Source organism: Bradyrhizobium sp. 190, assembly GCF_023073415.1.
Classification (GTDB): Bacteria; Pseudomonadota; Alphaproteobacteria; order Rhizobiales; family Xanthobacteraceae; genus Bradyrhizobium.
Genome location: NZ_JADPJL010000005.1, coordinates 356,283 through 376,659 on the forward strand (window position 1 = coordinate 356,283; position 20,377 = coordinate 376,659).

General features: G+C 62.3%; 22 protein-coding genes. 5 read left to right on the top strand and 17 right to left on the bottom strand.

Annotated features, from left to right (window positions below; genetic code table 11):
* Positions 1–26 precede the first annotated feature (26 nt).
* The 10 genes from IVB22_RS02925 to IVB22_RS02970 all read right to left on the bottom strand — a co-directional run bounded on the left by IVB22_RS02925 (position 27) and on the right by IVB22_RS02970 (position 10,598).
* The gene (locus IVB22_RS02925; RefSeq protein ID WP_247515803.1) at positions 27–1,253 is read right to left on the bottom strand and encodes an ABC transporter substrate-binding protein; all 1,227 of its coding nucleotides are present in this window, start codon (positions 1,251–1,253) and stop codon (positions 27–29) included.
* A gap of 91 nt (positions 1,254–1,344) precedes the next feature.
* Positions 1,345–2,490: a hypothetical protein gene (locus IVB22_RS02930; RefSeq protein ID WP_247515804.1), complete on the bottom strand. Its 1,146-nt coding sequence runs from the start codon at positions 2,488–2,490 to the stop codon at positions 1,345–1,347.
* A gap of 230 nt (positions 2,491–2,720) precedes the next feature.
* Positions 2,721–3,461 (bottom strand): SDR family NAD(P)-dependent oxidoreductase, encoded by a 741-nt coding sequence (locus tag IVB22_RS02935; protein WP_247515805.1) that lies wholly within the window; start codon positions 3,459–3,461, stop codon positions 2,721–2,723.
* Between the two features lie 132 nt (positions 3,462–3,593).
* Positions 3,594–5,111 (bottom strand): amidophosphoribosyltransferase, encoded by a 1,518-nt coding sequence (gene purF, locus IVB22_RS02940; RefSeq protein WP_247515965.1) that lies wholly within the window; start codon positions 5,109–5,111, stop codon positions 3,594–3,596.
* Positions 5,112–5,141: 30 nt separating this feature from the next.
* Positions 5,142–5,771 carry a CvpA family protein gene (locus tag IVB22_RS02945; RefSeq protein ID WP_247515806.1) on the bottom strand — a complete coding sequence of 210 codons (630 nt, stop codon included), beginning with the start codon at positions 5,769–5,771 and terminating at the stop codon, positions 5,142–5,144.
* A 165-nt stretch (positions 5,772–5,936) separates the two neighbouring features.
* A complete protein-coding gene (gene radA / locus IVB22_RS02950; RefSeq protein WP_247515807.1) occupies positions 5,937–7,406 on the bottom strand; it encodes a DNA repair protein RadA in 1,470 nt (489 codons plus the stop codon).
* A gap of 103 nt (positions 7,407–7,509) precedes the next feature.
* Positions 7,510–8,913, bottom strand: coding sequence for an adenylate/guanylate cyclase domain-containing protein (locus tag IVB22_RS02955; RefSeq protein WP_247515808.1), 1,404 nt, complete (start codon positions 8,911–8,913; stop codon positions 7,510–7,512).
* Between the two features lie 96 nt (positions 8,914–9,009).
* Positions 9,010–9,522 (bottom strand): HAD-IA family hydrolase, encoded by a 513-nt coding sequence (locus tag IVB22_RS02960; protein ID WP_247515809.1) that lies wholly within the window; start codon positions 9,520–9,522, stop codon positions 9,010–9,012.
* Entirely contained in the window at positions 9,509–9,670 is a 162-nt protein-coding gene (locus IVB22_RS02965; RefSeq protein WP_247515810.1) for a hypothetical protein, read from the bottom strand. Before IVB22_RS02965 ends, IVB22_RS02960 begins: the two co-directional genes overlap by 14 nt.
* A 205-nt stretch (positions 9,671–9,875) precedes the next feature.
* Positions 9,876–10,598 (bottom strand): sulfite exporter TauE/SafE family protein, encoded by a 723-nt coding sequence (locus tag IVB22_RS02970; protein WP_247515811.1) that lies wholly within the window; start codon positions 10,596–10,598, stop codon positions 9,876–9,878.
* A 239-nt stretch (positions 10,599–10,837) separates the two neighbouring features.
* Between IVB22_RS02970 and IVB22_RS02975 the strand changes: the two genes are divergently transcribed.
* Positions 10,838–11,293 carry a hypothetical protein gene (locus tag IVB22_RS02975; protein WP_247515812.1) on the top strand — a complete coding sequence of 152 codons (456 nt, stop codon included), beginning with the start codon at positions 10,838–10,840 and terminating at the stop codon, positions 11,291–11,293.
* 102 nt (positions 11,294–11,395) lie between these two features.
* Positions 11,396–11,764, top strand: coding sequence for a GFA family protein (locus IVB22_RS02980; RefSeq protein WP_247515813.1), 369 nt, complete (start codon positions 11,396–11,398; stop codon positions 11,762–11,764).
* 148 nt (positions 11,765–11,912) lie between these two features.
* Here IVB22_RS02980 and IVB22_RS02985 read toward each other — a convergent pair whose 3' ends face one another.
* Positions 11,913–12,641, bottom strand: coding sequence for an adenylate/guanylate cyclase domain-containing protein (locus tag IVB22_RS02985; RefSeq protein WP_247515966.1), 729 nt, complete (start codon positions 12,639–12,641; stop codon positions 11,913–11,915).
* Positions 12,642–12,806: 165 nt separating this feature from the next.
* Here IVB22_RS02985 and IVB22_RS02990 point away from each other — a divergent pair, with 165 nt between their 5' ends.
* Entirely contained in the window at positions 12,807–13,256 is a 450-nt protein-coding gene (locus tag IVB22_RS02990; RefSeq protein ID WP_247515814.1) for a cupin domain-containing protein, read from the top strand.
* 16 nt (positions 13,257–13,272) lie between these two features.
* Here the strand turns inward: IVB22_RS02990 and IVB22_RS02995 are convergent, their stop codons facing one another.
* Both IVB22_RS02995 and IVB22_RS03000 read right to left on the bottom strand, forming a co-directional pair.
* Positions 13,273–14,244 carry a tripartite tricarboxylate transporter substrate binding protein gene (locus IVB22_RS02995; protein ID WP_247515815.1) on the bottom strand — a complete coding sequence of 324 codons (972 nt, stop codon included), beginning with the start codon at positions 14,242–14,244 and terminating at the stop codon, positions 13,273–13,275.
* Positions 14,245–14,389: 145 nt separating this feature from the next.
* On the bottom strand, positions 14,390–15,160 hold the full coding sequence (locus tag IVB22_RS03000; protein ID WP_247515816.1) for an exodeoxyribonuclease III: 771 nt from the start codon (positions 15,158–15,160) through the stop codon (positions 14,390–14,392).
* Between the two features lie 59 nt (positions 15,161–15,219).
* Here IVB22_RS03000 and IVB22_RS03005 point away from each other — a divergent pair, with 59 nt between their 5' ends.
* Positions 15,220–15,441: a cysteine rich repeat-containing protein gene (locus IVB22_RS03005; RefSeq protein ID WP_247515817.1), complete on the top strand. Its 222-nt coding sequence runs from the start codon at positions 15,220–15,222 to the stop codon at positions 15,439–15,441.
* Positions 15,442–15,489: 48 nt separating this feature from the next.
* On the opposite strand, the gene alr is transcribed toward IVB22_RS03005, so the two are convergent.
* The 3 genes from alr to IVB22_RS03020 form a co-directional block, all read right to left on the bottom strand.
* Positions 15,490–16,725 (bottom strand): alanine racemase, encoded by a 1,236-nt coding sequence (alr, locus tag IVB22_RS03010; protein WP_249804885.1) that lies wholly within the window; start codon positions 16,723–16,725, stop codon positions 15,490–15,492.
* A 46-nt stretch (positions 16,726–16,771) separates the two neighbouring features.
* Positions 16,772–18,268, bottom strand: a complete 1,497-nt coding sequence (locus IVB22_RS03015; protein ID WP_247515818.1) for a replicative DNA helicase — start codon at positions 18,266–18,268, stop codon at positions 16,772–16,774.
* 304 nt (positions 18,269–18,572) lie between these two features.
* A complete protein-coding gene (locus IVB22_RS03020) occupies positions 18,573–18,737 on the bottom strand; it encodes a hypothetical protein (RefSeq protein ID WP_247515819.1) in 165 nt (54 codons plus the stop codon).
* 159 nt (positions 18,738–18,896) lie between these two features.
* On the opposite strand from IVB22_RS03020, the gene IVB22_RS03025 reads away from it, so the two are divergent.
* Positions 18,897–19,046 carry a hypothetical protein gene (locus tag IVB22_RS03025; protein WP_247515820.1) on the top strand — a complete coding sequence of 50 codons (150 nt, stop codon included), beginning with the start codon at positions 18,897–18,899 and terminating at the stop codon, positions 19,044–19,046.
* Between the two features lie 21 nt (positions 19,047–19,067).
* Here IVB22_RS03025 and IVB22_RS03030 read toward each other — a convergent pair whose 3' ends face one another.
* A complete protein-coding gene (locus IVB22_RS03030) occupies positions 19,068–20,318 on the bottom strand; it encodes a cyclopropane-fatty-acyl-phospholipid synthase family protein (RefSeq protein WP_247515821.1) in 1,251 nt (416 codons plus the stop codon).
* Positions 20,319–20,377: the final 59 nt, after the last annotated feature.

A 20,377-nucleotide genomic window follows, 5' to 3' on the forward strand; every position in this document is an offset into this window, starting at 1 on the left:
CGCGCCTTTGCCCACCCTACGGATTCTTATTTCTTCACCAGCGGGCACTCGCTGGCTTCGAGCGGCTTGGCGGCGTCTTCGGCCGAGATCGTGGCGATCTGCTTGTAGTAATCCCACGGTCCCTTCGACTCTTCCGGCTTCTTCACCTCGAACAGATAGGCCGGGATGAGACGGCGGCCGTCGACGCGCAGCGGACCCTTGCCGAACAGCGGATCGTCGGTCGGCAATTCCTTCATCTTGGCGACGACCTTGGCACCGTCATGCGGATTGCCGCCGAGTGCTTCCATCGCCTTGAGATAATGCAGCACCATGGCGTAGTTGCCGGCCTGCGTCATCGAGGGCATCGCGTTCTTGCTAGCGAGTGCCGCAAACCGCTTCGACCAAGCGCGCGTCTGGTCGTTCAGGTCCCAGTAGAAGGATTCCGTGAACGTCAGGCCCTGCGCGGTCTTCAGACCGAGCGAATGAACGTCGGTGACAAACATCAACAACGGAGCGAGCTTTTGGCCGCCTTGGGTGATGCCGAATTCGGCGGCCTGCTTGATCGAGTTGGTGGTGTCGCCGCCGGCGTTGGCGAGACCGATGATCTTGGCCTTCGAGGACTGGGCCTGTAGCAGGAAAGAGGAGAAGTCAGACGTGTTGAGCGGATGCTTGACACCGCCAATCACCTTGCCGCCGTTAGCGGTGACGGCCGAGGTGGTATCGCGCTCCAGGGCATGACCGAAGGCATAATCGACAGTCAGAAAGAACCAGGTGTCGCCGCCGGCTTTGGTCAGCGCCTTGCCGGTGCCGTTGGCGAGCATGTAGGTGTCGTAAGTGAACGAAACAGTGTTCGGCGTGCAGGCCTTCCCGGTGAGGTCGGCGGTCGCGGCGCCGGAATTGAGCAGCACCGAGTTTTTTTCCTTTATCAGATTGCTAACCGCAAGTGCGACACTCGAAGTTGGCGTGTCGGCGATGGCGTCGACCTTTTCGTTGTCGATCCATTGCCGCGCGAGGTTGACGCCGACGTCAGGCTTGTTCTGATGGTCGCCGCTCAGCACGTCGATCTTCCAGCCCTTCTTGAGAAGGCCGGAGTCCTCGATCGCCATTTTGACGGCGACGACGGAATTGGGGCCGCCGATGTCGGCGTAAAGGCCAGCCATGTCGTTGAGTACGCCGATCTTGACGGTCTTGTCCTGGGCCAGTGCTGGCGTCGCTAGGCCGAGTGCGGCAAGTGCCACTGACGCAGCGAAACGCCGCGCGATTCTAGTCGTCATGGTATTCCTCCAGAATGTTGTTTGCCGGCTCTCTTTTCGGAACCTGCCAGCGGATTTGCGATAGTCCTTCTCGCCGGGATGGGCAATGCACCTATCGTAGCGCGTCCGATGTCAGCTTGAACTTCTGGATCCGCTTACCGGTGTCGACTTCCGCTGTATAGACGTTACCCTTGGCATCCACCGCCATGGCGTGAATCCAGTGGAACTGGCCGGCATTGCGGCCGCTGCGGCCAAAACTGCCGACTACGGTACCATCATCCCGTATCAGCACCCGGATTTCGTTGTTCTCGCCATCGGCGCTCAGCAAATAGGTCTGCTTGGAGTCAGGCCAGATCGCGATATCCCACACCGCGCCATTACCCCGTGTGTTCTTTTCGTAGAACCATTCCTTAACGAAGGTTCCATCTTTCCTGAACACCTGGATGCGGTTGTTCATGCGATCGCAGACATAGAGCAACCCGTCACTGGCGAGCTTCACGCAATGCACGGGGTTGGCGAATTGCTGCGGGGCCGGTCCGTTGGGATCGTAGGGCGGTTGCCTGTCATCACTGGGCGGCTTGCCGTAGGCGCCCCAGTGCCGCTTGTAGGCGCCGGTCGTCGCATCAAATACGATGATGCGGCGATTGCCGTAGCCGTCGGCAACGAAGATTTCGTTGGCGTCCTTGTCGACAGCGGTCTCGGCGGGCTTGCCGAGCTGCGTGGTGTCGCCAGAACCCTTGCTCGGCGCGATCTTGCCGATCTGCATCACGAACTTGCCGTCGCCGGTGAATTTCAGGATTGCATTGTCGTTGTCGGCGTTGCCGCCGACCCATACGAAACCTTTCTCATCCACTTCAATGCCATGTTCACGGCCGACCCATTCGTAGCCTTCGCCGGGGCCGCCCCAGGAGCGCAGCAGATTGCCGTCGGCGTCGAACTCGAGCACCGGCGGTGCCGAGACGCAGCATTTCGAGCGGGGCGGATTCAGCGCAGCACCCTTTTCGTCGTCGGTGAGCGAGCGCGGACGATGGATCACCCAGATATGACCCTGCGCATCGACCGTGATGCCGCCGACCTGGCCGAGGATCCAGTTGTTCGGCAGCGGTTTTGGCCAGGACGCATCGACTGCAAACGTCGGGACGTCGCCGGCGCGTGCCGGCGAAAAAAGAGCGGATACGCCGATCAGCGCAAGGCCGGCAAGAATGCTTCTGGAAAAAATGTTGGCGCCAGGTTTCGAGCGCGCGTGATGCGTCGGCATGATGGCGTCCTCCCTTGATCTTGTTGGCGGGTTGCTCCCCGCTTGGACGGGCAGTCAATCGCGGGGAGGGGGAGGTGTCAATCGCGCTTGGGTCTCGTGCCCCGGACGCAGCGCAGCGCGTTAGCGGTGCGCTGCAGAGCCGGGGCCCATGCTTCTACGGCCGTCGGACAATAGGTCCGGGTTCTGCGATGCACCGCTACGCGCTGCATCGCGCCCGGGACAAGAGAAACTCACTCCGGCGCACGAAAACTTATCAGCGTGCGGGTCTTGTAGTCATAGAGCTTGCCGGTCTCGTCCCACTCAGGCGTGCACATCGGCACGATGAATTCCGCCGCCTGCTCCGGCGTATCCAGCGTCATCGGGTCCTCGCCGGGAAATACGCTGGCGCGCATGCGGGTGCGGATCGGGCCGGGGCTGAACAGATTGACACGCAGTTTCGTGCTCACGGTCTCGTTGGCCCAGGAGCGCACCAGCGTGTCCAGCGCAGCCTTCGAGGCCGCGTAGGGCGCCTGATAGGCGTTCGCCTTGCTGGCGGCGCCCGAGGTCACGAACACGGCGCGGCCGGCGTCCGAGACCCTGAGCAGCGGGTCCATGCAGCGGATGAGCTGGAAGTTCGCGGTGACGTTCACCGCGATGACGTCGTTCCACGGCTTCAGTTCGATATGACCGAGGGGCGAGGAGGGGCCGGCGATACCGGCATTGCCGACGAGAATGTCGATCTTGCCGTGGCGTTCATGCAGCGCCGCGCCCAGCCGCGCGATGCCGTCGAAATCGGTGAGGTTCAGCGGCACCAGCGTGGCGCTGCCGCCGTCTTTCCGGATCTCGTCGTCGAGCTCCTCCAGCCCGCCTTGCGTGCGCGCGACGGCCACGACATGCGCGCCGGCGCGGGCAAGCGCACGGGCGGTAGCGTAGCCGATGCCGCGTGAGGCGCCGGTGACGAGGGCGATACGGGAGGTTAGGGGTTTGGTCATGTCGTGCCACTTTCGTCATGCCCGGCCTTGTTCCGGGCATCCACGTCTTTGCGGCGGGTTTTACAGACGTGGATGGCCGGGACAAGCCCGGCCATCACGGAAAATGATCAGATTACTTGCCGAAACGCGCCCTTAGCTCGCTTCCGCCAGCAGCGACAATTGACGGGGCTGCGGTTCGACCTGGGTCTGGTCGGTGAGGTGGGTCGGATAGGCGCCGGTGAAGCAGTGGTCGGAGAACTTTGGATTGGCGGGGTCGCGGCCCGGCTCGCCCATGGCGCGGTACATGCCGTCGATCGACAGGAACGCCAGCGAGTCCGCGCCGATGATGTCGCGCATCTCCTCCAGCGTATGGGTGGCGGCGAGAAGTCCGCCGCGGTCCGGCAGGTCGATGCCGTAATAGTCGGGATACAGGATCGGCGGCGAGGCGAGGCGGAAGTGCACCTCGCGGGCGCCGGCATCGCGCATCATGCGCACGATCTTCTTCGACGTGGTGCCGCGCACCAGCGAGTCGTCGATCAGGATGATCCGCTTGCCCTCGATCGCGGCGCGGTTGGCCGAATGCTTCATGCGCACGCCGAGTTCGCGCACGCTCTGCGTCGGCTGGATGAAGGTGCGGCCGACATAGTGGTTTCGGATGATGCCGAGTTCGAACGGCACGCCGGAATACTGGCTGTAGCCGAGGGCGGCAGGCACGCCGGAATCCGGCACCGGCACCACGACGTCGACCTCGACATGGCTTTCGCGCGCGAGCTGCGCGCCGAAGGCTTTGCGGACGTCGTAGACCGAGCGGCCGCCGACAATCGAATCTGGCCGCGAGAAATAGATGTATTCGAAGATGCAGGGCCGCGGCGGCTTCGGCGGGAACGGCTTGTGGCTGTTAGCGCCGGTCTCGTCGAACACGATGATTTCGCCGGGCTCGATGTCGCGGACATATTTGGCGCCGATCATGTCGAGCGCGCAGGTTTCCGAGGTCAGGATCGGGCGGCCGTCGAGGTCGCCGAGCACCAGCGGGCGGATGCCGAGGGGATCGCGTGCGCCGACCAGCTTCTTGTTGGTCAGCGCGACCAGCGAATAGGCGCCCTCGATCGTGCGCAGCGCTTCGATGAAGCGATCGATGAAGCGGCCGCGCTTCGACTGCGCCACCAGGTGCAGGATCACTTCGGTGTCGTTGGTGGATTGCATCATGGCGCCGTTGCGCACCAGTTCGCGGCGCAGGCTCAGCCCGTTGGTGAGGTTGCCGTTGTGGCCGACCGCGAAACCGCCGGCATTGAGTTCGGCGAACAGCGGCTGCACGTTGCGCAGGATGTTGGCGCCGGTCGTGGAATAGCGCACATGGCCGACCGCGAGGTTGCCGGGGAGGCGCTCGATCACCTCGCGGCGGGAGAAGGTGTCGCCGACCAGGCCGAGCCGCTTCTCCGAGTGAAACCGCGAGCCGTCGAAGGAGACGATGCCGGCGGCCTCCTGGCCGCGGTGCTGCAAAGCGTGCAGCCCGAGCGCGGTGACGGCGGCGGCTTCCGGGTGGCCGAAGATGCCGAACACGCCGCATTCCTCGCGTAGCGTGTCGCCTTCGAGATCGTCCTGCAACTCGATACCAAGATTTAAATCAAGATTCGGATCGAGTTGGCCGGCGGGATCGGAAGGGTTTTGCATCGCGTCCATCGCCTCTCTATTTGGCCAGAATTAGCGGCCCGCGGGTTTTTCGATCAGCTTTTTAAGGCTGTCGCGGGCAGGTTTACTGTAGCCATCGCCGGACGCAGGGGCTGCCTGGTCGGCGTCAGTTTGATCGTCTTCCGGTTTATTCTTCTTGAATCTCTTTAAGATGGTGTTCTCGGGATCGTCCGGCAAGAGCGACATTAACCAATCCCCGGTTCCCTGCAGGACCACCCGCGACTTGGCTCCGGTGATCCAGTCCGGCCGCTGCTTGTCCGGGACCAGCCAACTGAAGAACAGGAACGCGACCACCACGATCAAAAGGCCGCGACCCAACCCAAACAGGAAGCCGAGCGTGCGGTCCAGTGCGCCGATCCGGGAATCCAGGATCATGTCCGAGATCCGCACCGTGATGATGGAGACTATGATCAGCGTGCCGATGAAGGTGCCGGCCACCACCACCACGGAAGCCACCGTGTCGTTGTTGAAATAGGCCTTGGCGGTCGGCAGCAGCTTCGAGAAGGCATACAGCGTCACCAGCGCCGCCGCGCCCCATGCTGCGATCGACAGGATTTCGCGCATGAAGCCGCGCACCATGGCGAGCAGCCCCGAAATCAGCATCACTCCGAGCAGGACGAGATCGAGTATCGTTATCGGCATCGGCTGGTCAGGTCCGCTCGTAAGTTCTCAAGCAGCGAATCGGCGGGCTAGGATCACCCCCAAGTGAGGGGCAGACGGCGCATCCCGCAAGGCCGGATATCGCGCCATTCCACCCGCCTTTCGCGCGCGTTGTATAGCGGCGACGGCCGGGCGCGTCACGCCGCTTTAGCTGTTTTCACGACGGAATCGCGCCGGTGTGGCATTTTTCTCCGTCACACCCTCGCGACTGGCTTCCCGGTTGCCGGCCCCGCCGTTTCTTGGGCTGCCACGCGCGGCGATTTCGGCGACCAGGCTGGTCAATCCGCCGACGGTGTTCAGCGTCAGACCGCCGTCGGAGCCGACCTCCCCACGCGCCGATTCGGGCAGAACGGCGCGCCCAAATCCCAGTTTTGCGGCCTCTTTCAACCGAGCCGAGGTCTGCGCCACCGGCCGGACCGCGCCCGAGAGTGAAATCTCGCCGAAATAAACCGCATCTGTCGGTAACGGAGCGTTCACCAAGGAGGACACCAGGGCGGCTGCTGCCGCAAGGTCGGCCGCGGGCTCCTGGATACGCAGGCCCCCGGCGACGTTCAGATAGACGTCGTAGCCGGACAGTTTGACCCCGCAATGGGCCTCCAGCACCGCCAGGACCATCGACAGCCGGCTCGGGTCCCAGCCCACCACGGCCCGCCTGGGGGTGCCGAGCGTGGTCGGCGCCACCAACGCCTGTAACTCCACCAGCACCGGGCGGGTGCCTTCGATGCCTGCAAATACCGCCGTGCCCGGACTGCCCAGATCGCGTTCAGAAAGGAACAATTCGGAGGGGTTGGAGACTTCGCGGAGGCCGAGACCCGTCATCTCGAACACGCCGATCTCGTCGGTCGGGCCGAATCGATTTTTGACCGCGCGCAGGATGCGGAATTGTTGCGAGCCTTCGCCCTCGAACGACAGCACCGCGTCGACCATGTGCTCGACGACGCGGGGGCCCGCGATCTGGCCGTCCTTGGTGACGTGCCCAACCAGAATGATCGCTGCGCCGCTTTTCTTGGCGAAACGAATGAGCGCCTGCGCCGAGGCGCGGACCTGCGTCACCGTTCCCGGCGCCGACTCCACCGTGTCGGTCCACATGGTTTGGATCGAATCGATCACGATCAGGCGCGGCACCGCGCCCTCCGACAGCGTCGAGACGATGTCCTCGACCGACGTTTCGGCCGCAAGCTGCACCGGTGCATCCGCCAATCCCAGCCGCTCGGCGCGCAGCCGCACCTGCGCCACGGCTTCTTCGCCCGAAATATAGACGGCGCGATGGCCGGCGCGGGCCAGCATGCTGGTGGCCTGCGTCAACAAAGTCGATTTGCCGATGCCGGGATCGCCGCCGACCAAAAGCACCGAGCCACGGACGAAGCCGCCGCCGGTGACGCGATCGAGCTCGGTCATGCCGGAGGACAGACGGGGGGCGTCGTTACTCTTGCCGGTGAGGCTTTCCAGCGCAAACGTTCGGCCCCGGCGCTTTGAACGGATAGACACCGGCACGCTGCCGGTCGTGTCCTCTTCGGCCAGCGTGTTCCACTCGCCGCAGGACTCGCACTTGCCCTGCCAGCGGTTATACGCCGCGCCGCAGTTCTGGCAGACAAAGGAGAGGGTGGATTTGGCCATGAAGGGAGTGAGTCGCAGTCTCAATGGAACGGGCAGGACTCATAGCACGAAAAGAAGCCGCGGCGCGATGAGTGCCTATGCATCCATCGCGCGCATCAGGACATCAGGGAGCAATGTTGGCACACGTCCAGATGCCAACCGGTTGCTCGAGTCCACGAATGATCTGTGCTGGCCGCTCGACAAGCAACGCGAGGTCGGCGCTGGAATGGTTCAATTCCGCCCGGGCCTGACGCACCAGCGCGTCGCTGACCACGATGGCGCAGCCGAGTTCGCGGGTAAGTGATTCAAGCCGGCTTGCCGCGTTCACTGCCGTGCCGATGACAGCGAATTCGAGCCGGTTCAAGCCGATATCCCCGAGCACGACTTCACCATAGTGTAGCCCGACGCTGACGCGGATCGGCGGCTCGCCGCGATTTTTTCGTTCGCGATTGAACTCGCCGATCGACCTGATCATGGCCTGCGCGCAGCGCAGCGCGTTTCCGGCGTCCGAATCGCTGGCGGAGGGTGTGCCAAACGTCGCCATCAATCCGTCACCAAGATACTTGTCCAGCGTTCCGCCATGCCGGAACACCTCTCGTTCCATCCGCTCGTGGAATAGTCGCAGTGTCCCAATGACCTCCATTGGGCTTCGGCCATCCGTGTAAGCGGTGAAATCGACGATGTCGGCGAACAGCACCGCAACATTCTGCGTTCGGACCTGTTTGAGAGGCTCGTCGTTTCCAGACAATTGCTCGACGACATTGGGGGAAGAATACCGCGCGAGGTTGGCCCGTTCGCGCTCGATTCCGGCGTGGCTGATCAGCAGAGCGTTGGAACGGCGCACCGCCAGCGCCAACGTCATGGCGACGATCAGGAACACCGTGATTTCCTGGAATCGCGTCGGAATGCCGACCGCTGCGGGGTTGATGATGTCGAACATTCTGACGTCGGAGCCGACAGCGGCCCGCACGCGTTCCGACAACTCGGCGTGGGTTTCGGGCTGCAGGTAGGCCCAGCCGACGCCGATCGCCCACACGGCAGAGGTCCAGAAGCCCATCGCGACCACCGTTCGCCACGAATAGGCAAGTGTGCCGGTTGCCAGGAACACAAAGAAATAGATGAAAGTCTCGAATCGGAATTGCATGCCGACCGGCCAGTTCTCGGTACTCAACGGATTGGGCACGACGGTGAGGAGGGTAAGTAACGCCAGATCGCAAAAGATCAGGAAAAGCTCCGGCAGCGAACGGCCCACTTTGCCGACCTTGAGTTGGGCCCAGCCGATCAAGGCAAAAAAGCCGAGCATCACGACGTAGTATATCGCGTCCCAGTTCGGGTTGATGATCGGCAAGGTAACGGCAATCACCGCCAGCGCGACCCAGCGGGCCCGGACAGCGAGAAGGAGACCCTGGCGCTTGCTGTCCGCAATCGCCGCTTCAGCGAACTTCTGGGTCTCCTGCTGGGCGTCGGTTCGCCCGCCTGCTTCGCTTCGGAGATTTGTGATATCGGCCGTTTCCGCCAATGCGCTCAAGACACTCGTCCCCAAATTGAATGTATCGGATGATGCACCATGCCACGGTACCCGGCACCGTTCACGCCGGCATGATACCACCGGAGGACGTGCGTTCTAGCCATTGAAAAAGTGAAGGGCGAAACGTTCGACGTCCGACCATGAATTCGCCAGATGCACAGCTCCGGCATCGCGCAGCTTGAGATCATGTCCTTCGCGAATGTGGCTGGCCGCGCACAGGCCGACGACCGTCATCCCGGCGGCAACGGCCGCCCGGATCCCACCTGCGCTGTCCTCAATTACGAGACACTGGGCCGGGCGCGCGCCCAATTTGCTTGCGGCGAACAGGAAAATGTCCGGGTGCGGCTTTCCTCGCGCGACCATATCCGCGCTGAAAACATGACTGCCGAATTCCGCTTCCAGGGCCAACACCGAAAGGCACAGCTGCAGGCGATCAATCGAACTGGAGGAGGCGATGCATCGGGGGATGTGGGCAAATCGTCTGATGAAATCTGTCGCCCCGCTCACTTCCTTCAAATCCGTTCGAAACCGGTCCAGCGTCGCAAGCTTGAGCTGGCCGGAAAAATCGGAAGGCGGCGGCTGTCCGATCGCCGCTTCAATCTCCGCCACGGCTTCGTCTCCGGCCGGAATAGCGGGTGAGCGCCTGGTCGAGCGTGGTCGAATGACCGAGGTCGGTTACAGCTTCTGCCAGAACCGTATTCGCGATGGCTTCGCTGTCGGCAATCACCCCGTCGAAGTCAAAAATGATGGCGCCCACTGTTTCAGCCTCCCCGATGAAAACAACCTATTACAGGCGGTTCTGCATCAAGTGGACTGGCGCAACGCAAGCCGGCCGGACACTTTCTGTTGCGTCTTGTGTCAGTTGGCAAGCCGGTGCGGCCTGTCGATGAAACGAAATGGATGTGACAGGCATCACTTGGTCGGGCATTGATGGCGAATGGTTCAGGCGGAGAGCCGTATCCTTAAGAAAATGCCGTCCACAGCAGGGTGAGACCGGCGACCACCATGATGCCATCCATCAACAGTCGAAAGACGTCAGGCTTGAGCCGCAGCACGAAGCTTTTCGCGATGAAGGCGCCGAACATCAGTGAGGAGCCGGCGATCAGGCCCTTCACCGCAATATCCGCCGTCAGCGCACCAAATCGCTCGAACGTGACCGACTTGCTCAGATAGAGCCCGAGCGAGCTTGCGGCTTCGGTGGCGAGGAAGGCGCCCTTGGTCAATCCGTAAAACAGAAACAGCGGTACGCTGAGCGGACCGGTCGAGACCACGATGCCCGTGAGATAGCCGATGACCGCGCCGCCGACCGCAAGGTGCCAGAGCTGCGCCTTGAGCTGATGACGAGAAAGCCAGTGCCGTACCGGCACCATCGCGATGAGAAACAGGCCGATCGCGATGTCGACGGCGTGCGAGGGCAGCGCCAGCAGCGTTCGTGCGCCAAGCGCAGCGGCCGGAATCCCCGTGACCGAATAGGCGAGGCAGGCCCGCCAATCGACCTCGCGCCACCAGGCGAGAATGCGCGACAGGTTCGCCATCACGGCTGCCACCGCCATGATCGGTACCGCTTCCTTCGGCCCGTATTGATAGACCAGCACCGGCATCAGCATGATCGACGAGCCGGTGCCGACAATGCCCGAGATGATGCCGGCGAACAGGCCGACAATGAGGATGAAGAGGAAACCCAAGGATCACAGCTCCGGGGCCGGCGGGATGCCGGGAATCGTGATGGCGAGGGTAGCGGCAATCGCAAGGCCGGAACATGCGGGGCGGGCTTGGCAATGTCACCGTTGGTTGTGAGCTGGGTCACATTCGCACCGCTCGTTTTTCTGCAAGGTTTGTGTCGTGGGACGGGATCTTGGCTGGTTAGAGCGATCGGCGGCGCAATTTCGCCAGCACTGGTCGCCGGATGAGGGAGACCGCAATCATGGAGAAAGCACGCGCCACCTTCTTTTCGACGTATCTGAGCGGGTTTAAGCCCAATCTGTTCGCCATGCTTTTCGGCGGGGTGACCACGGCGACCGCTGTGTTTGCCATGATCAGCCAGGCAGGCACTGCCATTCCACTGATTCTCAATGCGCTCAATCTTCCGAGTTGCTTCACCTCGGACTTCTATGAGGGTTCGCAGAGCAATTTCAAAAAGGAGGGCGAATTCTGGTACGAGTACCCGCATGGTGTCGCTGCCTCTAGCTATCGGTTCGACGAGATCAATCGCACGCGTGATGTGATCATGTTGCGCAACCTCACGCCGCGCGAAACGAAGGATTGGGAGACCCTGAGGGTTCACCTGCCGGCTTGCGGCGGTACCGCCAGGTTGAGCGAGGGGTTTCCCGAGCGCTGGACAGACCTGCAGTCGGTCTGGCATGCGTCACGGGAAGACTGACGCCGCTTTTTGGCGCAAGCGCGTTTGCCTGCTGACAGTATGCTGGCAGCAGGCGTCGGCTACTACCGTAGCTCCTTAGGATCAATTGCGGAGGAGCGGACCTTGGCCATCAAAGGAAGTTGTCACTGCGGCAACACACGATTCGAAGTGAGCGAGGCGCCGTCTGATGTGACGTGCTGCACCTGTTCGCTTTGTTCCAAGCGCGGCGCGCTATGGGCCTACTACACGCCTGCGCAATTTCGCCTGACGTCGCCGGCGGAAAATGTCGCGACCTACCTGTGGGGCAGCCGCACCGTCAAGCATCATTTCTGCGCTGGTTGCGGCTGCGGCACCTATTCGGAGTCGCCGGACTGGTCGAGCGGCAAGCCGGACTTCGACAATCCGAAGGTCGGCGTCAATTCGCGGCTGTTTGATGATTTCGACCTCGACGCCGTGCCGGTCACCGTCATCGACGGCAAGAATTTGTGGTGATATGGCGGCCGGCCAACAAGGCAAGAGCGTTTTCCAGCGAAGCATGCCCTCGGACTTGATCCGGGGGTGGAAGCCGGTTCGCGTCAAGAAAACGCGTCAAATCAAAAATCTCGAGCCCCGTTCCGATTCCATCGGAACGGAAAAGGCTCTAGGCGGCGTAAAGCTCGATCGGGGTATCGAACCCCTTGAGCTGGAACGCCTTTGATTGGCTGTCCCTCAAATCCGGTTGGGCGCGGTCAAACACGGCCTTCGTCACGAGGATCTGGTCGGCTTCGGCGACCGACTGGGCCCGGGAGGCGGTGTTGACGACGGTGCCGATCGCCGTCAGATCCCGGTGCGATCGGCCGAACTCGCCAAAACTGAGTTCACCGCAATGGATGCCGATGCCGATCCCCAATTCGCTCGCGGTGAGGCCGTGCGCTTCGACAAGGCTCTCGCGCCGGTCGCGCCAGTTGTTCTGGATTTCGCGCGCGGCGAGCACGGCATTTCTGACGTGTGCTTCCCGCTTCAAGGGAAAATTGAATACCGCCATCACGGCGTCGCCGATGGTCTTATTGAGGAGTCCGTCGTGCTCCCAGATTGCATTGGCGCATTCATCGTAGAACGCGTCGAGCAGGCCTGAGACGGCATCCGGCGATTGCGACTGCGACAGGCTGGTGTAGCCGCGGAGATCGGCAAACATGATGGTTGCGTCGATGGTGATCTTGCGAGCCCGCATGACCTTCGTGAACATCAGTTCGCAGATGGTGCAGGTATTGGGATTCATCCGGCTCGGCCGAATGCCGAATGCGCGAAACGGCGCCGAGGCCACGCCGCGAAGCAGCACCGGTACATGCATCTGCTCCCAGCACCCTTTGCAGATAAGCGAATGTTGCAGAGCTGCCATTTTCAGCAGTGACTCCCGAGAGTGGCAGGTATGACGATCCTATAGTCGGCAGCGGGGTTGAGCAAGACAAGCGCCACCGCAGCGCACACCTGCCGGCTGGCGGCCCAAGGCAAAGCTGCTAGGATCGCGTCAAAACAAGCAGAACGGAGGATCGCCATGGACGCCGTGACGCCGAAGGGCGCGCAGACCGCTGACACGCATTCCCATCTGGTTCGCCCCGACAGCATGGAATGGCAGAAGACGCGTTTTCCCGGCTACGAGGCCAAGACCTTGCTGTTCGATCGCAAGACCGGCCTGATGACCGCGCTGATGCGGTTCGCGCCGGGCGCGGTGCTGCCCGACCACGAGCATGTCAACATCGAGCAGACCTACGTGCTTGAAGGCTCGCTCGTCGACAAGGAAGGTCCGGCGCAGGGCATCGAATGCAAGGCGGGTGAATTCATCTGGCGCGAGGAGGGCAGCCGCCATGTCGCCTGGTGTCCGGAAGGTGGGCTGATGCTCGCGATCTTCCAGGTCCCGAACAAGTTCTTCGAGGCCGATGGCCGCGTCATCGATGCCGCGGGCGAGGATTGGGACGCGGCCTGGGGGCACACGCGAAAGGGCTGACTTCACCGTCTTCCGGTCATTGCCTTGGAATCCCCGCGGCGTCGATCACACGCCTCCAGCGCGAAATCTCGGACGAGATCATGCTTCGCATGTCATCCGGCGAACCGGTGCGGACGTCGTTCCCCATGGCCCGGAGCTTGTCCTTGATGTCAGGCATCTCGAGCACAGCACGCAATTCGCGATTGAGCTTGTCGACGACGGGTTGAGGAACGCTCTTGCTGGTCGCGATGCCGAGCCAGGATCGGACCTCGTAACCCGGGACGGTTGCGGCGACCGGTGGCACGCCAGGGATTGAAAACCACGGTTTTTCGCTGGTCACGCCGAGGCCTCTTATCGCACCGGCCGCAAGCTGCGGAGCAGTAATGGTCAGCGTGTCGATCAGAATATCGATCTGGCCGCCGAGCAGGTCGTTGATGGGGCCGCCGCCGCCTTTGTAGGGCACGTGGATCATCCTGATGCCGGCCATCGACGACAGCAATTCGCCAACCAGATGTTGCGTTGATCCGACGCCCACCGAGCTATAGGTCAGCGTGTCCGGTTTCGCTTTCGCCTCAGCAATCAAATCCGCAAGCGTCTGAAACCGGTGGCTCGATTTGACGGCGACGACGAAGGGAAAGAGCACCACTGTCGAAACCATCTGGAAATCCTCGACCGGGTCGAACGGCAGCGCCTTGTACATGGCCGCCGAAACCGCGTGCCCACCCGTCAGCATGATCAGCGTGTAGCCGTCGGGTGCAGCTTTTGCGGCGCGGTCGGATGCGAGGTTGCCGCCGGCGCCCGGACGGGCTTCCACGATGACGGGTTTTCCAAGTCGCCGGGAAAGGCCATCGCCCACGATGCGGGAGATCGCATCGGCGTTGCCGCCGGCGCCAAATCCATGCGTCAGTGTGATTGGACGTGACGGGTAGTCGTCATCTGCGGATGCAGCAAAACTCGCGAGCGAGCAAAAAAGCGAGGCAATTGCCGCAACCGTCCTCGGGATTCCCACGCGTGTCCTCCGCCTTCGTTTCTAAGCTTGCCTGAAGCATAACAATCCCGGCTTCGCAGTGCGAAGCAAACTGCTTCCGGGGTCATTTATTTTTTTGCGTGCACGATCGCTGACCGCGTGCTTCACAACGCTTCCGGAGTGTATTCTAGCGCAGCACGATCCACGCCGGCGCGTGATCGCTGGCGCCTTCCTCGCTGCGCATCTTGCGATCGACGCCGGCCCTGAGCAGGCGTGGAGCAATCGCCGGGCTCAGCAGCAGATGATCGAGCCGCAATCCGGCGTCGCGCGGCCAGCGGTTGCGCTTGTAGTCCCAGAACGTGAACATCGGTTTTTCCGGATGCAGCGTCTGGATCGCGTCCGTCCAGCCCTGGTCCACCAGCGCCTTGAAGGCGGCGCGGCTCTTCGGCTGGATCAGCGCGTCCTTGTCCCAGGATTTCGTCGGATAGATATCTGATGCGGTCGGCGCGACATTGTAGTCGCCGGCCAGCACCACCTGAATGTCTTGCTTGAGTAGTTTGCCGGCATGTGACCGCAGCCGTTTGAACCAGTCGAGCTTGTAATCGAATTTCGGTCCGGGCTGCGGGTTGCCGTTTGGCAGATAGATGCTGGTGACGATGATGCCGTTGACGGCGGCCTCGATGTAGCGCGCCTCGTCATCATTGCGATCGCCGGGCAGCGCGGTTCGGGTCAATACCGGCTCGGCGTTGCGCGCCAGGATGGCCACGCCGTTCCAGGTCTTCTGGCCGCGCCACACCGCGCCGTAGCCCATCTTGTTGATCGCCAGAATCGGGAACTCAGCATCGGTTGATTTCAGTTCCTGCAGACAGACGACGTCGGGTTTAGCCGCGCGCAGCCAGCGCAACAGGTTCGGCAGGCGGCGGTTGACATTGTTAATGTTGAAGGTCGCGATCTTCATGTAGAACTAGCCGGCATCACGATACTTCGCCTGACACTTCGCTGACACTTGGAGATTCCATGTCGAAACTACGCTTCGCCGTTCTCGCACTCGCCATCGGATGCTCCGGATCCGCGGTTGCTCAAACCGCCGACCAGCGCGGCGCCTGCAAGGCGGACTATGACAAATATTGCGCCGGCACGCCGCCCGGCGGCGGCCGTGTCGTCGCATGTCTGAACAAGCAGCAGCACCAACTCAGCGACACCTGCAAGAAAGTGTTGGCCAGCCGGAAGACACAGTAATACACAACCTCGACATGAGGCGGCGCGAACGAACCTGGAAACTAAGAACTAGGTAGAAGCGGCAGCCGGCTCCGCTGGAGGCGGAGCAGGGGGCTCTGCAATGGCATTGCCGCCCTTGTAAATCCGCGTGTAGCGCTTGCCGAGGCTGGTCAGCACCTCGTAGCCGATGGTGCCGAAATGGTGGGCGAGTTCGTCGACCGTGATGCCTTCGCCGATCAGCGTCACCATATGGCCGCGCCGCACGGCATTCTTGTCGAGATCGGTGACGTCGACGGCCGTCAGGTCCATCGAAATCCGCCCCGCGATCGGGCAGCGTCTGCCGGCGACCACCACCTCGGCGCCACGGGTGCCGTCATTGGCGCTGGCAGCACGGAAATAGCCGTCGGCATAGCCGGCGGAAACGATCGCTAATCTGGTCGGACGTCGCGCCGTCCAGGTGCCGCCATAGCCGACGGTGTCGCCGCGCTCGACGTTGCGTATCTGAACGATGCGCGCCTTCAGTTCGACGACCGGCTGCATCGGATTGTCGGCTTCCGGCGTCGGATTGATACCGTAAAGCGCGCAGCCCGGCCGCACCAGGTCGAATTGGAATTGAGACCCTAAGAAAACGCCGGACGAATTCGCAAGCGACGCCGGTACGCCGGAGAACACGCTTGCGATCTCGCGAAAGGCCGAGAGTTGCCGGGCGTTGGCGGGATTGTTGAGCAGTTCCGCGGAGGCGAGGTGGCTCATCACGAGCGTAATGCCGTGATCGCCGGCGTTGATCCGCGGGATGATGCCTTGCGCCTCGGTGACCGTCAGGCCGAGCCGGTTCATGCCGGTATCGATGTGAATGGCCGCACCGCCCGACCAACCCGAGCGGCGGCAGAACACGTCCCATTCGGCGAGTTCGTTGAGGTCGCCGATCACGGGCTTGCAGTCGATCCTGGCGTAGGCCTCGCCGGTGTTCTGGAAGAAGCCGCCGAGCACGTAGAGCGCCGCTCCTGGCACGGCCGCACGCACAACGCGCGCTTCATCGAGCGTGGCGACGAAAAACGTCTTGCAGCCGGCGGCAGCAAGCGCCCGCGCGACCTGTTCGGCGCCGCAGCCATAGCCGTCCGCCTTGACGACACCGGCGCATTCGGCTGGCACCGCCGTCTTCTCGAGCTTGCGCCAGTTGGCGACGATGGCGTCGAGATCGACCGTCAGCACGCCGGTGGCCGTCACAAGCGCAGCCGCCTGGTTCGCCTCCGGCGAGAGCAGGGTGCCTTGCGGAATGGATTTGGGATCTGGGGCAATGTTCATGCCCCATTTTACGTGGCGGAACGCGGCGGTTCAACCGCCGTTCGCCTCAATAGCCGCGGTCGGGCAAGTGGCCATCCTGCGCGAGATCGCTGAAGCGCGTGAACTGGCCCTCGAACTGCACTTCCACGGTACCGGTGGGGCCGTGGCGCTGCTTGCCGATAATGATTTCGGCCTTGCCGTGCACCAGCGACATGTCGAGCTGCCATTTTTCGTATTCGGGCGTGCCGATACGCGGCTCCTTGTTGGCGAGGTAATACTCCTCGCGGTACACGAAGATCACGACGTCGGCGTCCTGTTCGATCGAACCGGATTCACGCAGGTCGGCCAGTTGCGGCCGCTTGTCGTCGCGGTTTTCGACCTGACGCGAGAGCTGCGACAAGGCGATGATCGGAACGTTGAGTTCCTTGGCGAGCGCCTTGAGGCTGGTGGTGATCTCGGTCACTTCCTGCACGCGGTTGTCAGACTTCTTGCCCGAGCCCTGCAGAAGCTGGATGTAGTCGATCACGATCATGTCGAGGCCCTTTTGCCGCTTCAGCCGGCGGGCGCGCGCAGTCAGCTGTGAGATCGACAGGCCGCCGGTTTCGTCGACGTAGAGCGGTAGCGACTGCAGCTCGATCGAATAGTCGCGGATCTTCTCGAAATCGGCCTCGCTGATGCCGCCGCGGCGGATCATGCTCGACGCGATGCTGGTTTGCTCGGCAAGAATACGTGTGGCGAGCTGTTCGGCGGACATTTCGCAGGAGAAGAAGCCGACGATGCCGCCATTGACGGATTTCATCGTGCCGTCGACCTGCACCTCGGCACGATGCGCCTTGGCGATGTTGTAGGCGATGTTGGTGGCAAGCGCCGTCTTGCCCATGCCGGGGCGGCCGGCGACGATGATCAAGTCGGACGCCTGCAGCCCGCCCATCTTGGTGTCGAGATCGCGCAAGCCCGTGGCAATGCCCGACAGGCTGCCGTCGCGCTGGAAGGCCTTGGCCGCCATGTCGACCGCAGTGGTCAGCGCCTGCGAGAAGCGCTGGAAGCCGCCGTCGTAACGGCCGGACTCGGCAAGTTCGTAAAGCTGGCGCTCGGCATCCTCGATCTGGGTGCGCGGGGTAAAATCCACCGGCGCGTCGAAGGCCACATTGACCATGTCCTCGCCGATCCGGATCAGGTCGCGGCGCAGCGACATGTCGTAAACCGTGCGGCCGTAGTCCTGCGCGTTGATGATCGTGGTCGCCTCGGCCGCGAGGCGCGCGAGGTACTGGCCCACCGTCATGCCGCCGATATCAGTATCGGCGGGCAGGAAGGTCTTCAACGTGACGGGGGTAGCGACCTTGCCCATCCGGATCAGGCTGCCGGCGGTCTCGAAAATGGTCTGGTGGATCGGCTCGAAGAAGTGCTTCGGCTCCAGAAAGTCGGAAACCCGGTAGAACGCGTCGTTGTTGACCAGGATGGCGCCCAGCAGGCTCTGCTCCGCCTCGATATTGTGCGGTGCGCTCCGGTAGACCGGAGTTCCAGCGTCGGGAGCAAGCTTGAGGACGTTCGAATCAGTAGCCATGGCGTCAGGTTATGCTCTTGTTTTTTGGCGTTGCTAGGATTTCCGCAAGGGCCGGCGATAAAGCGCCTGTCCTGGACAAAGCGGAAGCAAAAGCTGGCCGCTATGCACCGTTCTTCAAAAATGTGGATGAATCCGGCGCGCGCGCGCCGTGAAGCTTGACGGGCTTTCGGTCACAACCAGCCGGTGCGGGTGCGCTTTCCGCAAAAATGCCAGGCAAAATCTTAGGAGGACCTGAACCTTACCGCGACTTGGACGGACATATCCGAACGCGGGGAGACGTTTCGACCCGCGTCTTAAGCGTTGATCAAACCAGGATCAGGTAGAGGAACGCGAGCAGAGCGGCGCCCACGCCGGCTACGATCAAGGCGTAGTCGATCCTGATGTCGGAATCGAATGGGGCTGGGTAGGTCTGTCGGCTCATGGCGGAGATGTACGACGAGCCGCCGGGCGCTTCTGTGAAGTAGATCACATCGGGTGTGATTTTCTTCGTCGCAGAATGGATTGGTTACGAAATCGGGAACGGGCCGGCGATTTTCGAGTTGCCAGTTGTGACGGACCGGAAGGACAGGCGATGGGTCAGCAAATCCAGGGATGGCGATCGGCAAGCGGGCAGCGCGCGTGGCTGTCGATGCTGATCGACACGATGGAAGAGATTTCGCGCCCGGAATTGCGCGCCGTCCCCTGTGATGATCAGTTGCTTGCTGCGTTCCGAGCCCAACTCGCGCGTCCGGCGTTGGCTCTTACGCCTTATGCCTCGGCGTACAGCCTGCGGAATTGACGCCACTATGATTGGAGCGGCCTATTCGCCCGCCAACTGTAGCCGCGGCGGCCTGCCGAGTTCCATTCCGCGCAGCCTCGCTTCTTCCCGGGTAATGTAATCCCGCGTCATCGGCACGACCCTCTGGCGCTTGGTGAGCTGGATCTGGAAATTCATCAGGTTTTGCTTCCGGAACGACATTTCCGACGCCGCCAGGTAAAATTCCCACATGCGGGCAAAACGCTCGTCATAGAGGCGCACCGCCTCTTCGCGCCGCGCCAGGAAGCGGTCGCGCCAGGCCTTCAGCGTTTCGGCATAATGCAGCCGCAGGATTTCGATGTCGCTGACCAGCAGGCCCGCCTTCTCGATCGCGGGAATGACCTCGGAAAGGGCGGGGATATAGCCGCCCGGGAAGATGTATTTCGTGATCCATGGGCTCGTCACATCGGGCCCGGTAGATCGGCAGATCGAGTGCAGCACCATGACGCCGTCGTCGCTGAGAAGTTCGGCACAGCGCCGGAAATAGGTTTCATAGAAGTCGATGCCGACATGTTCGAACATGCCGACCGACACGATGCGGTCGAACGGGCCGGCAATATCGCGGTAATCGCTCGGCAGGAATCTTGCCGACCCCGTCAGGTTCTTTTCGGCGGCGCGGGCATTCGAGGACAGCAATTGCTCCGATGACAACGTGATGCCGGTGACATCGGCGCCGGTCATTTCGGCCAGATAGAGGCCAAGGCCGCCCCAGCCCGAGCCTATGTCGAGCACGCGGTTGCCGCGCCCGATCAGGAGCTTGGCGGCAAGGTGGCGCTTCTTGGCGAGTTGCGCATCGTCGAGCGTCGTATCAGGCGTTTCGAAATAGGCGCAGCTATATTGCTTGTCGGCGTCGAGGAAGAGGGAATAGAGCCGCCCGTCGAGGTCGTAGTGATGGGCGACGTTGTTTCTCGCCCGGCCGCGCCAATTGAATTGCCTGGCGTGCCGGCTGAAATAGCGCAGCCACCATTGCAGCTTGGCCCAACGTGGGACCATTTCGGGCTGGCCGAGCAGGATCTCCAGCGCGTCCGCGATCGAGCCATCCTCGACCACGAATGTGCCGTCCATATAGGCTTCGCCGAGCGCCAGTTCGGGATTGAGCAGGATCCGGCGCTGAGTCCGTTCGGTCAGGAACCGGGCCGACACCGGGGGGCCGGTTCCGTCGCCGCAGGTAAACCTGGTCCCGCTCGCGGCTGTAAATATCATTGTGCCGCGGCGAATGAACTGACCGAGGAAATAACGCAACAACCGGTCCATCGAAGCACCAATGGAGCGAGCGACTGTTACACCTACTGACGCACCCCGGAACCGCTGGT